Raw genomic sequence first — 15,595 nt, 5'->3', positions numbered from 1 at the left:
TCAATGGAAATGCATCGGCCTGCGCCGCCGTGCGGTGCTGCCTGATACGGACTGCCCCATCACGTGGCATCAGGCCGATCTGCAAGATCCTGAAAGCCTGTCTTTTCTGGGTGACTCCGCGTTCTCGGACATCACCCACATTCTGTATGCGCCGGCCCCGTCGGCCCGGACCGAGGCCGATTACTCTGCCGTATATGCCCGTGGCCTTCCTTCGCTATTGAAAAGTCTCCCTGCAGGCACACTGAACAAGCTTCAGCGCTGCGTCCTGGTGACCTCGTCGGCGGTATGGGCGCCGACAGACGACTGGGTGGATGAAACAACGCAGGTAGATCCGACGAACTTTCGGGCGCGAGCGATGCTGGCGGCCGAAGATGCACTACATGCCAGTTTGCCCCAACACGTAGCGGTCACTTTACGATTGTCTGGCTTGTATGGCCCCGACAGGGTCTTCCTGGTGAATGGGTTGAAGGCAGGCAGGATCAAAGCGCCTGACGGCCCGGGCCATTGGGGAAACCGGATCCATATCGACGACGCTGCTTCAGCATGCCGTCATTTGCTCGAGCTTGCGACGCCACGAACGCTATATATCGGCACAGATGACCACCCCGTAGCGCTCGGAGACTTTTACGAGGCGCTGGCAAAAGTGGTGGGGGCGCCGGCTCCGGCTCGGGAAATGCGGCCTCCCGGCGGCAAGCGCTTATCCAATGCAAGGCTTCGCGCATCAGGGTGGGTGCCCGAGTGGCCACGTGCATTGGACTGGTATGCGCGATACCATTCAAGCCACAAAGATGCAGGTGAACGGTAGGTTCGAACGTTCCCTGTGTGCGATTTATACATGGAGACCCAATGGACAGCCTGGATATGTTCCGCAAACTTGCCGAGTACAACCGAAAATTCAACGATTCCGTTTACGAGGTTTGCGGCAGATTAAGCGAAGAAGAGCGCCGCCGCGACATGAAGGCCTTTTTCGGTAGCATTCACGCCACGCTCAATCACATTCTGGTGGCCGATACGATTTGGATTGGACGGTTGAACGGTCGTCCCGTAACGATTACCTCGCTTGATCAAGAACTCCATGCCGACTTTGCGTCGTTGGCGCGCGCGCGCAAGCTGACGGACGAGGATCTGGAGCAGACAGTGGCCAATCTTCGACCGGAAGATATCGATGGCTCGATCACCTACAAATCAATCTTTGCCAACAAGGAAAGCACGTCACGTCGCGGCCGGATCCTGATGCATGTGTTCAATCATCAGACCCACCACAGGGGTCAGGTCACCACATTGCTCAGCCAGCTTGGACACGATGTGGGCGTGACAGACTTCATTGCCTTGGTCGACCCCTGGTAGGTTCAGCGTGTGAACCGCGAACCGCGCAGGGCTATTCGCGGATCTCGCGTACCACCCGACACGGGTTGCCGGCGGCGAAGACATTGTCGGGAATATCGCGAGACACGACGCTGCCCGCGCCGATCACGGCACCCGAGCCAATACTGACCCCGGGAAGAATGATGGCACCGCCGCCGATCCACACATCGGCCCCGATGCTTACTGGCCGCCCAAATTCGGCCTGTCGGCGCTCTTGGGCGTTCATGGGATGGAGGGCGGTATAGATCTGCACTGCGGGCCCCAGAAGCGTGTGGCCTCCAATGCGAACTTCGCATACGTCCAGTATGACGCAATTGAAGTTGAAGAAGACCCGCTCGCCCAGGTAAATGTTGCTGCCGTAGTCGCAGTAGAAAGGCGCTTGCACGATGGCTGTGTCGCCTCCTGCGGCGAACAGTTCGAACAGTATCAGCTGATGTTCGGCATCCGATCCTGCAGCGTCGAGGGCGCGGCATAGCTGCCGCGCGCGTTTGCGTGCTTTTGTCAGCTCCTCATCCAGTGGATGATACAGCTCGCCCGCTGTCATTTTTTCTCTCTCGGTCTTCATCATGTGCTCCGGAAGGCTGCACAGAAGAAGCAATTTTGGAGCCCGACGCAAGCTGCCAAGCCTGGATATCCCGAACTAGAACTTATACGTGACGCTGGCGACTACCGATCGACGTGCACCATACCAGCAGTCGCCGCGCTCAAGGCAAGTCGAAACATACACCTTGTCCAACAGGTTGTTGGCGTTCAATGCAAGACGATAATGCTTGGTGTCGTAGGCAAGCATGGCATCGACTAGCGTCAGGCTTGGCACTTCGGGGCCGCTGCCGTCGCGAAAGCTGCTGAACCAGCGCACACCGGCACCTACCGAAAACCCCGGAGTATTGTTGATCGCAAATCGGTACTTGCCCCAGGCTGACGCCTGGTGCCTGGGCTGACCTTCCAGCTGATCGTCTACATCCAAATAGTTGTAGTTGACGATCACATCCAGGTCGTTTGCGAAGGTGGTCTTCAGCTCAAGTTCGATACCGCGATTGCGGGTTTCTCCGGCCTGGATGCTTTGCAGAGGGTTATTGGGGTCTGCAACCAGACGGTTCTCTTCGCGAAGCGTATAGGCGGAAATACCTGCCAAGGTCTTGCGATCTGGCGATTCATACTTCAGGCCGGCTTCCCATTGCTTACCGCGTAATGGCACAAAGGCATTGCCGGCAGCGTCGCGTCCAAGCTCTGGCGTGAACGATTCGCTGTAACTCACGTATGGCGAAAGACCAATCGGAAACGCGTACAGCAGGCCGAAACGCTTGCTGGTTGCCCTGCTGTCATTGCTTGGCGATCCGTCCACCACGTTCTTCGAACGATCTCGCCGCAGGCCGGCCACGAATATCCAGTTTTCCCAACTGATCTGGTCCTGGATATACACGCCCATATCCCTTTGGCGCATTGCAGGGCTGCCAAAGAAAGTTGGCGGCGTGTAGTTGGGATACACCGGGTTGTAGGCATCAATCAGCGGTACAGTCGCCGGATCTTCGTACGCGGTGGATTCTTCATGCTTGGCGTAGGTAAATTCTGCCCCGATCAACAGGTCGTGCCGAAGTGGGCCGGTGTTGAACTTGCCCTGCAGATGCTGATCCGCCTGGGCCATGCGCACGGTGGTGTCCGAGCCCCAGGCGTAACGCCCTATCAAGCGTTTGTTGAGGGGGTCGGCCGCCCAACCGCCCGGTAAAGTGAATGAGTCTCCATACAGGCTTCGGTAATCCACGTGGTTGTATGACCAACGTGCGTTCTGTCGTACTGTCCAGGTGTCGTTGAACGCATGTTCGAACGCCCAACCTATTGATCGGCGCCTGGAATCGTAACGGTCCCAATCCGGGTCACCGATAAATGTGCGCGTATCCAGTTGGCCGTTGGGATTGTCCAGCAATGTACCTTCCCACGGAAAGAACTGCGCCGTCGACCCGGACTTGTCGTCTTGCCACAAGGCCATCAGTGTCAGCGACGTGCGGCTGGAAGGTCGCCAGGTCAAGGAAGGCGCAAACACCAGGCGATCGTCACGCACGTAGTCCACCATGGTGTCGGATTTACGTCCCAGCGCCACAATCCGGTATAGCCAGCGGCCGTCTTCGTCGATGGCACCCGTCAAGTCAGTCTGGATCTGGCGACGATTGTGAGAGCCGTACTGAATCCCCACTTCGCGTGACGTTTCGGCTTGTGGGCGCTTGGACACCATGTTGACCACGCCTGCCGTGCTGCCTTGTCCGTAAAGCATCGAGGACGGCCCCCTCAATACCTCGATGCGTTCGAGTGTGTAGGGCTCGGTTCGTGTTGTGCTGGTGTAATACTGGTAGTTGGTGCGCAGGCCATCCAGGTAGGTAGTGGGCGTGGCGCCGCGCACGGCAAAGTTATCTGACCTGGAGTCGAGTCCATACGCATCAGACCTGACGCCGGCCGCATAATTCAAGGCGTCCTGCAGACCTTGCGCTCCCTGATCGCGAATCTGATCTGCAGTAATTACAGTGACGGACTGAGGCGTTTCAATCAGGGGAGTGTCGGTTTTGGACGCACTGAGCGCCGAGGTCGCCGTATAGCCTTCTACCGGGTCCAATGCTCCCCCGCCGGCGTCGCGAACAGTTATCGGTGCCAGGGTTTGCGCCGAGCCGACCGCGGACGTGGTCTGAGCCGAAGCGTTTGAAGAAGGTATTGAGGCGGCCAGTAATCCCGCCGAGGCCAGAGTGGCCGCAAGGGTAGCGGAACCGCCCGACAATGAGAAAGACATTATGTACTCCGTGATGTGTATTGCGGTAAGTGGACGTGAAAGCCGGACGGCTAAACAGGCTTCTTGTTGCCAGGACGCAGCCAATAGACGATTCCGGTGCCCAGCACAATTGCCAGACAGAGCCAGGAGGCCCAGTGCCAGATTCCTGTACCCAGCAGCGCTGCCAACAAACCGAAGCACGTAAGCACGATCAGGAGGACGGGCGCGCCCCAGATCTTTGAAAAGGATTGTCGCGAGCTCATGAGCGGCCTCCTGATGCTCCACTGCCAAGTGGGTCTGAAGAGCGGGCATGTGCCGACTTGGCCAGCGCGAGGTCAGCATGCTGATGAGCCTGCATCAAGCGGGCTACACGAGCGTCGGTGGCCTTGCGCCTGGCCAGCCACAGGTATAAGCCGCTGACCAGCACCACAATGGTCAACAGATCAAGCAGGGCCCAAAGTATTTTTAGCGGCATCCCGCCGTAATCACCGAAATGCAGGGGTTGCGATAGTGCCAGCATGGTCAGGTACCAGGGAGGGCGGGCCACGGCTGTAACCTCGGCGGTAGCGGCGTCTACAAGAACGGGAATGATCAGATGCGAGGTGAAAGGCGTGTCGCCGTGTGTCCACACCATATAGTGATGTGGCGTGGCAAACATGTTGCCTGGATGACTGAAGCTGATGATGCGGTGGCCCGGCACGGCTTCGGCAGTTGCTCGCAAGGCTGCATCAGCCGAGGCAAGCTGCGCAGGAGGCTCGGCATCCCGGTATGCGGCGGTCAGTTCGACCAGGTCGGTTCCCTGCCATATGGCGAACAGCGGCCGAGACAGCTCATTGATGACCCCGGTGATTCCCACCACCATCATCCACCCGAGCAGAACAATTCCCAACAGATTGTGCAGGTCGAGCCATTTCAGGCGCCTTGAGCGGTCTTTGCGGACGGTTCCGAAGTTGAGTTTCTTCATGAAGGGCCCGTAAAGCACGACCCCTGAAACCAGGGCAATGACAAACAGCAAACCCATAAATCCCAGAAACAGCTGACCGGGCAAGCCCGTGAACAGATCGACATGCAGCGCCAGCATCAGCCCCATGAAGCTGAATTGTTCTTCATGCAAGGTGGGGGCGTCGTGGAGCAGTTCTGCAGTATGAGCGTCAAAGCGCATGTAGTGCTGCTGTTTGGGGTCGCCCGTATGGGAGGGTGACATGCCGATGTAGACCGTGGGGTGGTCCTCGTCGAAGTACACGTATTCGAGAACTTCGTTGGGGTACTGTCCACGTGCCAATGCCATGAGCTGGTCGACTGGTACGCGAGGTGTGCCCTCTTCAACTACGGCATAGGGTTTACCTTCCTCCAGCCAGTGTTCGATTTCTTCGTGAAATACAAGCGGCAGCCCGGTAATGCAGATGACAAGCAGAAAAACCGTGCAGATGAGGCTCGTCCATTTGTGCCACCAATACCAGGTCTTGAGCGATGCAGCGGCGGTCATAGGCTTGTTCCCGTTCCGGTAGTCGGCAAAGCAATGATCTTAATGCAAACCATTATCATTAGTAAATAGCTTTCTGAGAGGTTTTGCCCGCCACGGCGCTGTGTGCACGCGTACAAAGTTGCCGAGATATTCCTGTAAGTTATACCTTGGTAACTAAAGCGGCCATTGTCAGGGGTGCCTCCCTGTCTAATACTCGACTTCAGAAATCACGCTTACAAGTGAGGAGAAAGGTATGAAATTCACAAGAAAACTGGCTGCGGGCCTGATGGCGGTATCGTTGTTTGCCTCTGCCGGCATGGTTGCGGCCAAGGAAGTCTCGGTGGGAGTGGTGGTAAGCACCACGGGTTCGGGAGCCGTGCTTGGCATACCCTACCGGAATGTATTCGAGATTCTGCCCAAGGAAATAGCGGGTAAGCCGGCCAAGTACATTGTCCTCGATGATGCCTCTGACGTTACCACCGGGGTTCGTAATGCCAAGAAGCTCATCGAAGAAAACAAGGTCGATGTTCTTGTGGGATCGAATTCGGTGCCCATCACGCGAGCACTGATGCAGACAGCAGTCGAATACAAGGTTCCCCTGCTTGCACTGGGTCCGGTTGAATTGAACGGTCAGGAGCATCCATGGTCCTTCGGCGTGCCTCAACCCATGCCACTCATGATCAGCGCGGTCCTGGAGCATATGAAGCAGAATGGCGTCAAACGGCTCGGATTCATCGGCTTTGCAGATGCGTGGGGTGACGCGGTATACAAAGCCCTGCAAACCCAGACAGTGATCCCCGACCTGGAAATCACCAACGATGAGCGTTACCAGCGCAATGATGTAAGTCTGACTACACAGGCGCTGAAAGTCATGGCCAACAAGCCGGACGCGGTTATGGTCGGTGCTTCAGGGGCACCTGGGGCCTTGCCGCATATTGCGCTGAACGAACGGGGCTACAAGCGCACCGTTTACAACGGCCACGGCTCGGTCAGTGGAGATTTCATTCGCATTGGGGGCGCCCATGCCGAAGGAACCGTTGCTCCGACGGGTCCATTCCTGTTTGCCGAGCAATTGCCAGATTCGAATCCGGTAAAACCCGTTGCGACCAAATATCTGGCGATGTATGACGAGGCGTATGGTGTCAGCGCACGAAGCCCGTTTGCGGGATACGCCTTTGACGCCTACCTGTTATTGCAAGCGGCCGTACCTTCGGCATTGAAAACCGCTACGCCGGGTACACCCGAGTTCCGTCAGGCACTGCGCGACGCGCTCGAAAACGACGTCAAGGGCGTTGTCGGAACGCATGGCGTTTACACCATGACGCCGGAAGATCACAACGGCCTGGATCATTGGGCTCGCGTGCTGGTCGAAGTCAAGGATGGAAAGTGGGTGCTGATGGACAATTGATCAGGCCGGTCGAACCGGAGGCTGCAGACGTTTCGCGGCCTCGCGCCTGACCAGATCAACCAGGTACTGAGCTGCGGGAGTGAGCGTGCGCGAACGCCGGAATACCAAGGTCAGTTCGCGTCTCCAGTACAACCAGGGCAGATTCAGGCGCTTGATTGTTCCGGCCTGCTCTTCGGCCGCAAATACCTCAAGAGGCAGAAAGCCAATGAAGTCTTGCCGCGTGATCAGGGCTTTGGACAATACGGTCGAACTGGTTTGCACTTGTGGATCCAATGCGGGCAGACCCCGCTGGTGAAACAGTTGATTCAACTGGTCGCGCAGTATTCCCGGTGGTGGGACCAATACCCAGCCGTAATCAAGCAAGGCTTCATCCGGTATGAAATCCATGGAAGCCAGCGGGTGATTTGCCCCCACACAGGCCAGGAACAAATTGCTGCCCAGGGTTTCGCATTCCAGATCGGTTGCCTCTGTTTCGGCCTGGGTAGGCGAGCTGATGATGAAGTCGAGCTCACCCAAGCGCAAGCGGGGCATCAATGACTGGAACAGGCCTTCGCTGACATGAAAATTCAACTTTGGCCGTTGCCGGCAGGCCAGCTCCACGATGTCCGGAATGAAGCGGTGATTAAGGGTGGGCGGCACTCCCATCGAGACATTGCCCGTACGTACGCCGCTCATTTCCTGGAGCTCGTTGCGGGCGGTATCCAGTTCGTGAAGGATGAGACTGCCCCGCTGCTGCAAGATCAGGCCCATGGCCGTGGGGCTGACTCCGCGGGCGTTGCGATCCAGCAGGCGCGCGCCCGCTATCTGTTCAAGCCTGCGGATGGCCTTGCTCAGCGCGGGCTGGCTTACCCCAAGGTGTTTTGCTGCTTGGGCGATGCTGCCAAGCCGGCAGATTTCGATGAAATACTCGAGGTCAGTGGGATGGAAACTGCGCATTTTTAATTTGAAGTGCCTGGTTTCAGTGGTTATACATTATTACGAGAGGTAGGAATGCTGGTTGAACAAGTGGAGAGCAAATGGGTGGACTGCTTTCGCCGCGTCTTCAGGATGTGTGAAGTCAACCCGGGAGATCGCGTCGCAATACTTTCCGAGACCTTATCGCGCCAGATCAATGTGAAGCTTGCTGAATTGGCGCTGCTTGATCTGGGCGCCGCCGTGTTTCACGTTGTGGTGCCCACACCTCCACTCAAGGATCCGGTGGCAGTGCGCTCTACCGGCAGTTCCCCCGCCATTCAGGCCAATGAGTCCGTCATCGCTGCACTGCGTTCCAGCGCCATGGTGGTTGACTGCACCATAGAGGGGTTGCTGCATGCCAGGGAGCTCAAAGAGATTCTTTCCGAGGGTGCGCGTCTGATGATGATCAGCAACGAGCATCCAGAGATACTCGAGCGCCTGATGCCCGATCCCGCATTGCAGAAAAAAGTGGCATTGGGAGTCGACATGCTGGCGAATGCAAGGCAAATGCGGGTAAGGTCCGCAGCGGGTACCGATCTGACCATCGACCTTACTGACGCACCGGCCCGAGGTTCAGCGGGCTTTGTCACCGATCCAGGCAAGGTATCGTACTGGCCCGGCGGGTTGTGCTTGTGTTTTCCGCGCCGACACAGTGTTAACGGAACAGTCGTGCTCGACGTAGGTGATGTCAACCTGACCTTCAAGCGTTACCTCGAAAGCCGCATCGTACTGACAATAGAAGATGATTTCGTTGTGGATATCAGCGGCGACGGCCTGGATGCCGAGTTGATGAAGAGCTACTTCGCGGCGTGGAACGATTCCAACGCCTATGGTGTTTCGCATGTCGGCTGGGGCATGAACCCCGCGGCCCGATGGGATTCACTGGTCATGTTTGACAAGAACGACACCAACGGAACCGAGTTGCGCGCTTTCGCCGGCAATTTCCTGATTTCCACGGGGGCCAATGAGCACGCCGGGCGCTATACCAACGGGCACTTTGATCTTCCGCTGCGTCACTGCGATATCGAGCTCGACGACAAGCTGATCGTATCGCAGGGATGCCTGCAGGAGCCCCTGGCATGAAGGCTGACACTATCCCTCTGGATATCGTGGTTCATCACGTACCCGGTACTCCACGAATTGCCTATGCCCAATGTGGTGCCGGACCACAAACGATTGTTTTCTTGCATGGCATTGGTGGAAACAAAGATAACTGGACAGACCAGCTCTTGTATTTTGGCCGCCTGGGCTACCGGGCAGTGGCCTGGGATGTGCGCGGCTATGGTGATTCTGACGACTATGACGGAGATTTCAGATTTGAGGATGTCAGTTCGGACATTATCCGTCTCATGGACGAGTTGCAAATAGATCAGGCGCATTTTGTGGGTTTGTCGATGGGTGGCCGGATCTTGATGGATTTTGCCTGGCGCCATGGCCAGCGTGTTCTCAGCCTGGTGATGTGCGGTTCGTTCCCGAGCTTTGGAAAGGCCCTGAGTGCCGCGCAACGCGAAGAATATCTGCGTCTGCGCCGTGAACCTATCTTGGCGGGCAGAACCGTACAAGAGCTCGCCCCCGATTTGATTGCTTCTTTGGCGGGACCAGACGTTAGTCGCAAGGTGTATGACGCCCTTTATGCCAGCATCTGCCGGCTGCGCCCAGACTCTTATCTGAAAGCACTGGAGGCGGCTGCGTACTTTGATCGCACTGAAGAGATCCGATCGATCACTGCCCCGACCTTGTTGTTATATGCCCAGGATGATCGCCTCACTCCTCCCGAGATGGGGCGCGAGGTTCTGTCAATGTTGCCAAACGCAAGGTTGCGGATCCTTCCGCGTTGCGGGCATCTGATGAATCTGGAGGCGTCGGATCTTTTTAACGAGACTGTCGATGCATTTTTGTCTGGCAAGATAAGCCGCGGCGAAATATTCGCCAATGAACACGATCAGGAGCAGTAATGATTGAAATCCCGGTACTGATTGCGGGCGGAGCTTCGGTGGGACTAAGCATGGCCGCCGAACTGGGCTGGCGCAAAATTCCTTGCCTGCTTGTTGAACAGCGGCGCGAGGTTAACCCCCACCCTCGCGCGAACGCAGTCGGCAATCGAACCATGGAGTATTTCCGCCGCTGGGGTGTGGACCAGAAACTCTTCAATAAGGGAGTTCCACCCGACTATCCGGCGGATTATTACTGGGTCTCGAGCATGCACGGACGTGCCTTGCACCGGCTTTCCATGTTGTCTTACGAACAGTTGGTACAGGCGCGTAACAGCGGCGTCGCCGACCCCATGGCAGAGATGTACTGGTCACCCTATCTAAAAACCATTGTCGGCCAGCAGCATGTCGAACGTGCTCTCAAGGAATATGTGCAAACGCTTGAATGTGTGGACAGCCGCTTCGGTTGGGCCCTGCGTGATTTTGAGCAGGATGCAGAGGGTGTAACTGCGCAGATTGAGTGCTTGCAAACCGGCAAGATCGAACAGGTGCGCAGCCGCTATCTGGTGGGTTGCGACGGCGGACGGTCGTTGGTGCGCACCCGGTTGAATGTGCCGATGTCCGGCCGCAGCAATATGGCGCGCTTCGTGTCCATCTATTTCCGATGCCCCGATTTTATGGAGGCGCATTCCTTCGGTCATGGCAATATTTATTTTCCCTTGCGCAAGGAATACTCCGGGTTTCTGCTGAACTGGGACGGCGGCACCTTATGGACATATCACCTGATCTTGCCCGAAGGCAAGGAATGGAACGACATCGACCCTTCGCAGGCTGTGTGGGCCTTGCTGGGTAAAGAGGTGCCGCTGGAAGTAATCGAAGTCCAGCCCTGGACGGCACATGCCCTCACCGTCGACCAGTACCGTGTTGGCAACGTGTTTCTCGCAGGCGATGCGGCCCATAAATTCACCCCCACCGGCGGTCTGGGCATGAATACGGGGGTGGGTGATGCCATCGAACTGGGTTGGAAGCTGGAAGCAGTCATAAGGGGCTGGGCCCCCCCTTGCCTGCTGGATACCTATCACATTGAAAGGCATCCCGTCGGCGTGCGCAACACGATGGAGGCGGCAGACAACTTCGATAAACTTTATTCGGTAATGCAGTACGGGCCCGAGCTCGATGCGGACGATGAACACGGCGAGGCCTTGCGCAAGGCCTTGGGGGAAGAGCTTCAACGGCAAGAGAAGATTCTTGCGTCTTCCGGGGTGCTGCTGGGTTACCGGTACAACGCTACGCCCATTTGCGTTCCCGATGGCACACCCGAGCCACCCGATGACCCTCGCCGCTACGTGCCCACCGCAAGACCGGGGCATCGCGCACCGCATATCTGGCTCACGCCCGACACATCGATACTTGACCTGTTCAGTCCCCACTTTACCTTGCTGGATTTCACAGGTCGGCAGGCGGGCCGCCAGTGGGAAAAGCAGGCTACGAGCATGGGCGTGCCACTTACAGTTCGCGAGATCGACCACGCGGGAGCAAAACGTCTGTACGACGCCGAGTTAGTGCTGGTGCGTCCCGACATGATGGTTGCATGGAGGGGCGCTTCCGACGCCGACGCCCAAGGTATCCTGCAGACAGTGACGGGTCGTGCCATGCAGCCGCTTGCTGCGTAAGTAGCTTGTACCCTGGTACTTACCCTGGTACTTGCGCATGGCACCTCAACGGATTTTGCTGAACCCTTGAGGTGCTTGCATATGGGCATTGCCTTTAGGCGACTGGAATCAGCGTCGGCGTGTCTGAGGGCGACTTACTGCTGACTGACCGTAAACGTATCCGCGTAGGTTTGCCGCAGCATGTTCTTTTGCACTTTACCCATGGTGTTGCGTGGCAGTTCGTCGATTTGCACAATCTTCTTGGGCACTTTGAAGTTTGCCAGTTGTTTTTTAAGGCTGGCCTGGAGCGCATCCAGATCGGGTGCCACACCCGGCCGCGCAACGATGACAGCCATGACGGCCTCGCCGAAGTCGGGGTGAGGCACGCCGATGACGGCGGATTCCTGCACGCCAGGAGCCTCATCGATGATCAATTCGATCTCTTTGGGGTAAACGTTATAGCCACCCGAAATGATCAGGTCCTTGCTGCGCCCCACGATGCTCAGGTAGTCGGAAGGGATGCCCTCGCCGCCCATGATGCCGATGTCGCCGGTGCGGAACCAGCCGTCGGAAGTGAATTCTTCGCGGGTTTTTTCGGGCATGCGCCAATAGCCTGAAAATACATTGGGCCCCTTTACCTGCACGTGGCCTGGCTGGCCAGGTTCAAGTGGCTGATCCTGATCGTCCACGACTCGTACCGACACTCCCGGCAAGGCACGGCCTACCGTTCCGGGAATGCGTTTGCCTTGCGCGGGTTCATAGGGGTTGGAGGTGAGCATGACGGTTTCGCTCATGCCATATCGCTCGAGAATGGGCATGCCGATGCGAGCTTCGAATTCGCGGAAGGTGTCCACCAGCAGTGGCGCCGAGCCAGAAATAAAGAGGCGCATGTTGCTGCACAGCTCTTTGGTGAAGCGCGGCTCTTCGAGAATCCGGACGTAATGAGTGGGTACGCCCATCATCACCGTGCATCGCGGCAGGTACTGAAGTGCCTGTTCGATGTCAAGCTTGGGTAACCAGATCATCCTGGCGCCGGCAAGCAAGGCGCCATGTGCGGCGACGAACAGCCCATGTACGTGGAAGATAGGGAGAATATGAAGCAGAATGTCGTCGCTGCGCCAGCCCCAGTAGTCGTGCAAGGTCTTTGCATTTGACGACAGGTTGGCATGCGAAAGCATCGCACCCTTGCTGCGCCCGGTTGTTCCCGAGGTATACAGTATTGCTGCCAGATCATCGGCGTTACGCGACACCGTCTGGAACGCGGGGTTTTGATTCTTGGCGGCTTCCATCAGGCTTCCGCCGCCGTTCGCGTCGAGCGTCAGCACATGCGAAGCGCCGCAATCTCGGGCCAGTGGTTCGCACCACGACTCGGAAGAAGGCGAACATACGACGACGGCGGGTTCGGCGTCTTGAAGGAAATAGCGAACCTCACCTTCGCGGTATGCCGTGTTCAGCGGCAGGTAAACCAGCCCCGCACGAAGCGTTGCCAGGTACAGCATCAGCGCTTCGGGTGATTTTTCAACCTGGACTGCGACGCGCGACCCCAAAGGAATGTTGTAGGAACTGAGCAGCGCCGCCATGCGACCGCTGATGGCATCGATGTCGGCCCAGGTGTAGCTGCGAGCGGGTGTTTCTATGGCAATCGAGTTTCGATCTTGTGGAAACCCGGATTCAAGTACGGAGTAAAGATTATGTTCCAAGGCGTTTTCCCATGGCCGGTCTGACGGCCTGTTATAGTTTTTGCACAGCACGCGCGATACGCGGTTTGCCGGCTTCAAGCTGTGCCCGATTGGTATCCAGCTGATCGGGCTCGTAAAGATAATTGACCATCATGCCGCAAGACTGCTTGCGCCCTTTGGGTGACAGGTCGGCCGCCCAGTTGAGGCGTTCAATGCGTGCACCGTTGCCCAGATGAAAGCGTGCTACCGCGTCCAGCGGCTGGCCGTCCTCAAGCGCGGTCAGGTAGCGAGCAGCCAATCGCATGCCGCAGCGCTTGACCGCTTCGGGCGTTTCTGCGCCTGCTGCTTCTTGCAGCACTTGCCGCCACCAGGCACCGTCGGCATCCTCAGGGCTGTCGGTCTGGCCAGCCAGTGATCCCAACATGGTTTTGACGGCGTCGGCAGGCTGTTGTTCGAGCCACTTCGTGAAGCCGGGAATGGGCGACAAGGTTGCAAACGCCTTGAGCTTTGGAAGCTCGTTTTTCAGTTCTTCGATTACCCGCTTCAGCAGGAAGTTGCCAAAGCTGATGCCCCGCAGTCCGGTTTGCGTGGTTGATATCGAATAAAAGATGGCCCAACGCGCTTTGTGCAGAGGGTCGATCGGCAAGGCAGGGTCGAGCAGCGTCTGAACATCGGCCACCATGTTTTCGGCGAACGCTACCTCGACGAAAATCAGCGGCACATTGCTCATGCGCGGGTGAAAGAAGGCATAACAGCGACGGTCGGCGGCTACTCGCCTGCGCATGTCTTCCCACGATCTGATTTCGTGAACCGCTTCGTACTTGATGAGCTTTTCGAGCAGGGACGCCGGAGAGTCCCAGTTGATGTGACGCAGCTCAAGCATGCCCACGTCGAACCAGTTCGACAGCAGACTGGCCAAAGTGTGTTCAAGGCCCGAGAGCCCGACGTCTTGTTTGCGCCAGCGGAGCAGGTCGGCCCGAAGCTGCACCATCAGCTCGAGACTGTCGCTTTGCGCGTACAGACGCCGAAACAGCCGCATGGCAGACTCTTCGGTTAGCCCCGCTTCAGTGCCGGCCTTGCCCAATGCGCTGAGCATGCTGTGCCGCTGCGCTTCATCCGACTCGCGATAACGTTTCGACCATTCGCGAGCAAGCTGGTTTGCCGCTTCGTCCTTGGGCGAGGCAAGAAACAGGGCTTGAAGTTGTTCGGGCTCGGGAAGCGGGCTGCGTTCGAACCATCGGCTCAACTTGCCAAGCAAAGCGTCAAAGCGGTTGGAATCCGTGGGAGCGCCCTGCTCGCCAACGCTAAGGTTCGATTCCTTGTCTTGGGTCTTAGTGACTTCGGTTTTCGACAGCACCATGCTTTGACTCCTAGTTGGTAACGACCGACGGTTGCTCGATGGCCCCGCTATGCGGCACGGAATCCTGCTCGGAAAGCTTGCGCAAGGCATCGAGCTGATTCATCAAATGTGTTCGCGTGACGGCTTCGGCACGCACCGGGTCTCGGGCCTTTATGGCCTCAAAGATGGCAGCGTGCTCTTGATAGGACTGGTCGATGCGGCCCGGATGCTTGAGACTGCGATGGCGGAAAAGGCTCAGCACCTGACGCAGATTGTTGATCAGGTCGGACAGCCAGCGATTGGCCGCCAGGTCTTGTATGGCAGTATGAATGCGGACGTTGGCCGCGTAATATTGATCGACGTCGCCCTGCATGGCGTAGCGGCGAAGCTCCGAATGAAGGGGTTCGAGTCGGGCCAGGTCGGCTTCCGTGACTTTACTGGCGGCTTCGAAAGCGCAACGACCTTCGAGCATGGCCATGAGGGGAAAGATATCTTCCAGGTCTTGGGCGGTTACCTCGTTGACGAAGCACCCATGACGCGGTTTCATGTACAGCAAGCCTTCGGCCACCAGCACCTTGAGTGCCTCACGAAGCGGCGTGCGAGAAATGCCAAGCGACTTGCTCAGGCTGACTTCGTCCACCCATTCCCCAGGCTGCAGTTCGCCTTTCTGGATCATGTCGCGCAGCCTGTCGGCCACCTCTTGGTACAGGCCTTTTCGTTCGATCCGGATAACCATTTCTCTCGCCCGTGTAATTAATAATGAATAATTATAGAGAGATTGGCATGGAATGGAAGGGTCAGAAACAGCGGATCGCACGCGCTGAAAGCCTTAGGGTACTTGGCCAATGGCTTCTACACTGAACACGGTTATTGCTCCCGTAAGAATTCTTCCACCAGCAATGCCCAGTATCCGATTCTTGTTCATCGGCTCGCAGCTTACGTTCCACGCTTCCTTCCCACACTCGGTCGCCCTTGTGCAGTTGCGCTTCACTTCATTCGCTGTGATCAACTTATGGCGGGACTTGCACCCGCAGGAGTGCGCCCATG

At 57.4% G+C, this 15,595-nt stretch carries 15 protein-coding genes; 7 read left to right on the top strand and 8 right to left on the bottom strand.

The window, feature by feature from the left end; genetic code table 11:
- Positions 1-805: NAD-dependent epimerase/dehydratase family protein (locus Q1J88_RS11230; protein WP_301117788.1), on the top strand; the 805-nt coding region annotated here is incomplete at its 5' end.
- Between the two features lie 41 nt (positions 806-846).
- Positions 847-1,347, top strand: a complete 501-nt coding sequence (locus tag Q1J88_RS11225) for a DinB family protein (protein WP_301117787.1) — start codon at positions 847-849, stop codon at positions 1,345-1,347.
- Between the two features lie 31 nt (positions 1,348-1,378).
- Here the strand turns inward: Q1J88_RS11225 and Q1J88_RS11220 are convergent, their stop codons facing one another.
- From Q1J88_RS11220 to Q1J88_RS11205, 4 genes are all read right to left on the bottom strand, one after another.
- A complete protein-coding gene (locus Q1J88_RS11220; protein WP_301117786.1) occupies positions 1,379-1,930 on the bottom strand; it encodes a sugar O-acetyltransferase in 552 nt (183 codons plus the stop codon).
- Positions 1,931-2,005: 75 nt separating this feature from the next.
- Positions 2,006-4,141 carry a TonB-dependent siderophore receptor gene (locus Q1J88_RS11215; protein WP_301117784.1) on the bottom strand — a complete coding sequence of 712 codons (2,136 nt, stop codon included), beginning with the start codon at positions 4,139-4,141 and terminating at the stop codon, positions 2,006-2,008.
- 50 nt (positions 4,142-4,191) lie between these two features.
- Complete coding sequence (locus tag Q1J88_RS11210) at positions 4,192-4,383, bottom strand: hypothetical protein (RefSeq protein ID WP_301117783.1); 192 nt, start codon at positions 4,381-4,383, stop codon at positions 4,192-4,194.
- A complete protein-coding gene (locus Q1J88_RS11205; RefSeq protein WP_301117782.1) occupies positions 4,380-5,606 on the bottom strand; it encodes a PepSY-associated TM helix domain-containing protein in 1,227 nt (408 codons plus the stop codon). Before Q1J88_RS11205 ends, Q1J88_RS11210 begins: the two co-directional genes overlap by 4 nt.
- A 232-nt stretch (positions 5,607-5,838) precedes the next feature.
- Between Q1J88_RS11205 and Q1J88_RS11200 the strand changes: the two genes are divergently transcribed.
- On the top strand, positions 5,839-6,993 hold the full coding sequence (locus Q1J88_RS11200) for an ABC transporter substrate-binding protein (protein WP_301117781.1): 1,155 nt from the start codon (positions 5,839-5,841) through the stop codon (positions 6,991-6,993).
- Here Q1J88_RS11200 and Q1J88_RS11195 read toward each other — a convergent pair whose 3' ends face one another.
- Positions 6,994-7,929: a LysR substrate-binding domain-containing protein gene (locus tag Q1J88_RS11195; protein WP_301117780.1), complete on the bottom strand. Its 936-nt coding sequence runs from the start codon at positions 7,927-7,929 to the stop codon at positions 6,994-6,996.
- A 54-nt stretch (positions 7,930-7,983) separates the two neighbouring features.
- Between Q1J88_RS11195 and Q1J88_RS11190 the strand changes: the two genes are divergently transcribed.
- The 3 genes from Q1J88_RS11190 to Q1J88_RS11180 are packed head-to-tail and all read left to right on the top strand — an operon-like array spanning position 7,984 to position 11,551.
- Positions 7,984-9,030 (top strand): peptidase M29, encoded by a 1,047-nt coding sequence (locus tag Q1J88_RS11190; protein WP_301117779.1) that lies wholly within the window; start codon positions 7,984-7,986, stop codon positions 9,028-9,030.
- Positions 9,027-9,902: an alpha/beta hydrolase gene (locus tag Q1J88_RS11185; RefSeq protein WP_301117778.1), complete on the top strand. Its 876-nt coding sequence runs from the start codon at positions 9,027-9,029 to the stop codon at positions 9,900-9,902. The genes Q1J88_RS11190 and Q1J88_RS11185 overlap by 4 nt, the downstream gene beginning before the upstream one ends.
- Positions 9,902-11,551, top strand: coding sequence for an FAD-dependent monooxygenase (locus Q1J88_RS11180; RefSeq protein ID WP_301117777.1), 1,650 nt, complete (start codon positions 9,902-9,904; stop codon positions 11,549-11,551). The genes Q1J88_RS11185 and Q1J88_RS11180 overlap by 1 nt, the downstream gene beginning before the upstream one ends.
- A 134-nt stretch (positions 11,552-11,685) precedes the next feature.
- On the opposite strand, the gene Q1J88_RS11175 is transcribed toward Q1J88_RS11180, so the two are convergent.
- Genes Q1J88_RS11175 through Q1J88_RS11165 form a run of 3 tightly spaced genes read right to left on the bottom strand, consistent with a single transcriptional unit; the run spans position 11,686 to position 15,284 of the window.
- Positions 11,686-13,230: a malonyl-CoA synthase gene (locus Q1J88_RS11175; protein ID WP_301117775.1), complete on the bottom strand. Its 1,545-nt coding sequence runs from the start codon at positions 13,228-13,230 to the stop codon at positions 11,686-11,688.
- 31 nt (positions 13,231-13,261) lie between these two features.
- Positions 13,262-14,569: a malonyl-CoA decarboxylase family protein gene (locus tag Q1J88_RS11170; protein ID WP_301117774.1), complete on the bottom strand. Its 1,308-nt coding sequence runs from the start codon at positions 14,567-14,569 to the stop codon at positions 13,262-13,264.
- A gap of 10 nt (positions 14,570-14,579) precedes the next feature.
- On the bottom strand, positions 14,580-15,284 hold the full coding sequence (locus Q1J88_RS11165) for a GntR family transcriptional regulator (RefSeq protein WP_301117773.1): 705 nt from the start codon (positions 15,282-15,284) through the stop codon (positions 14,580-14,582).
- 109 nt (positions 15,285-15,393) lie between these two features.
- Between Q1J88_RS11165 and Q1J88_RS11160 the strand changes: the two genes are divergently transcribed.
- Positions 15,394-15,595: hypothetical protein (locus tag Q1J88_RS11160; protein ID WP_301117772.1), on the top strand; the 202-nt coding region annotated here is incomplete at its 3' end.

The sequence above is a fragment of the Pusillimonas sp. genome, from assembly GCF_029263785.1.
GTDB lineage: Bacteria > Pseudomonadota > Gammaproteobacteria > Burkholderiales > Burkholderiaceae_B > Pusillimonas.
This window is presented reverse-complemented; position numbering and strand designations above follow the sequence as displayed.

Bases quoted from the DNA above. Each gene is read 5' to 3' on its own strand.
- Q1J88_RS11195 (WP_301117780.1), bottom strand. From the start codon at position 7,929: ATGCGCAGTTTCCATCCCACTGACCTCGAGTATTTCATCGAAATCTGC.
- Q1J88_RS11190 (WP_301117779.1), top strand. From the start codon at position 7,984: ATGCTGGTTGAACAAGTGGAGAGCAAATGGGTGGACTGCTTTCGCCGC.
- Q1J88_RS11185 (WP_301117778.1), top strand. From the start codon at position 9,027: ATGAAGGCTGACACTATCCCTCTGGATATCGTGGTTCATCACGTACCC.
- Q1J88_RS11220 (WP_301117786.1), bottom strand. From the start codon at position 1,930: ATGAAGACCGAGAGAGAAAAAATGACAGCGGGCGAGCTGTATCATCCA.
- Q1J88_RS11225 (WP_301117787.1), top strand. From the start codon at position 847: ATGGACAGCCTGGATATGTTCCGCAAACTTGCCGAGTACAACCGAAAA.
- Q1J88_RS11165 (WP_301117773.1), bottom strand. From the start codon at position 15,284: ATGGTTATCCGGATCGAACGAAAAGGCCTGTACCAAGAGGTGGCCGAC.
- Q1J88_RS11170 (WP_301117774.1), bottom strand. From the start codon at position 14,569: ATGGTGCTGTCGAAAACCGAAGTCACTAAGACCCAAGACAAGGAATCG.
- Q1J88_RS11205 (WP_301117782.1), bottom strand. From the start codon at position 5,606: ATGACCGCCGCTGCATCGCTCAAGACCTGGTATTGGTGGCACAAATGG.
- Q1J88_RS11215 (WP_301117784.1), bottom strand. From the start codon at position 4,141: ATGTCTTTCTCATTGTCGGGCGGTTCCGCTACCCTTGCGGCCACTCTG.
- Q1J88_RS11210 (WP_301117783.1), bottom strand. From the start codon at position 4,383: ATGAGCTCGCGACAATCCTTTTCAAAGATCTGGGGCGCGCCCGTCCTC.
- Q1J88_RS11200 (WP_301117781.1), top strand. From the start codon at position 5,839: ATGAAATTCACAAGAAAACTGGCTGCGGGCCTGATGGCGGTATCGTTG.
- Q1J88_RS11180 (WP_301117777.1), top strand. From the start codon at position 9,902: ATGATTGAAATCCCGGTACTGATTGCGGGCGGAGCTTCGGTGGGACTA.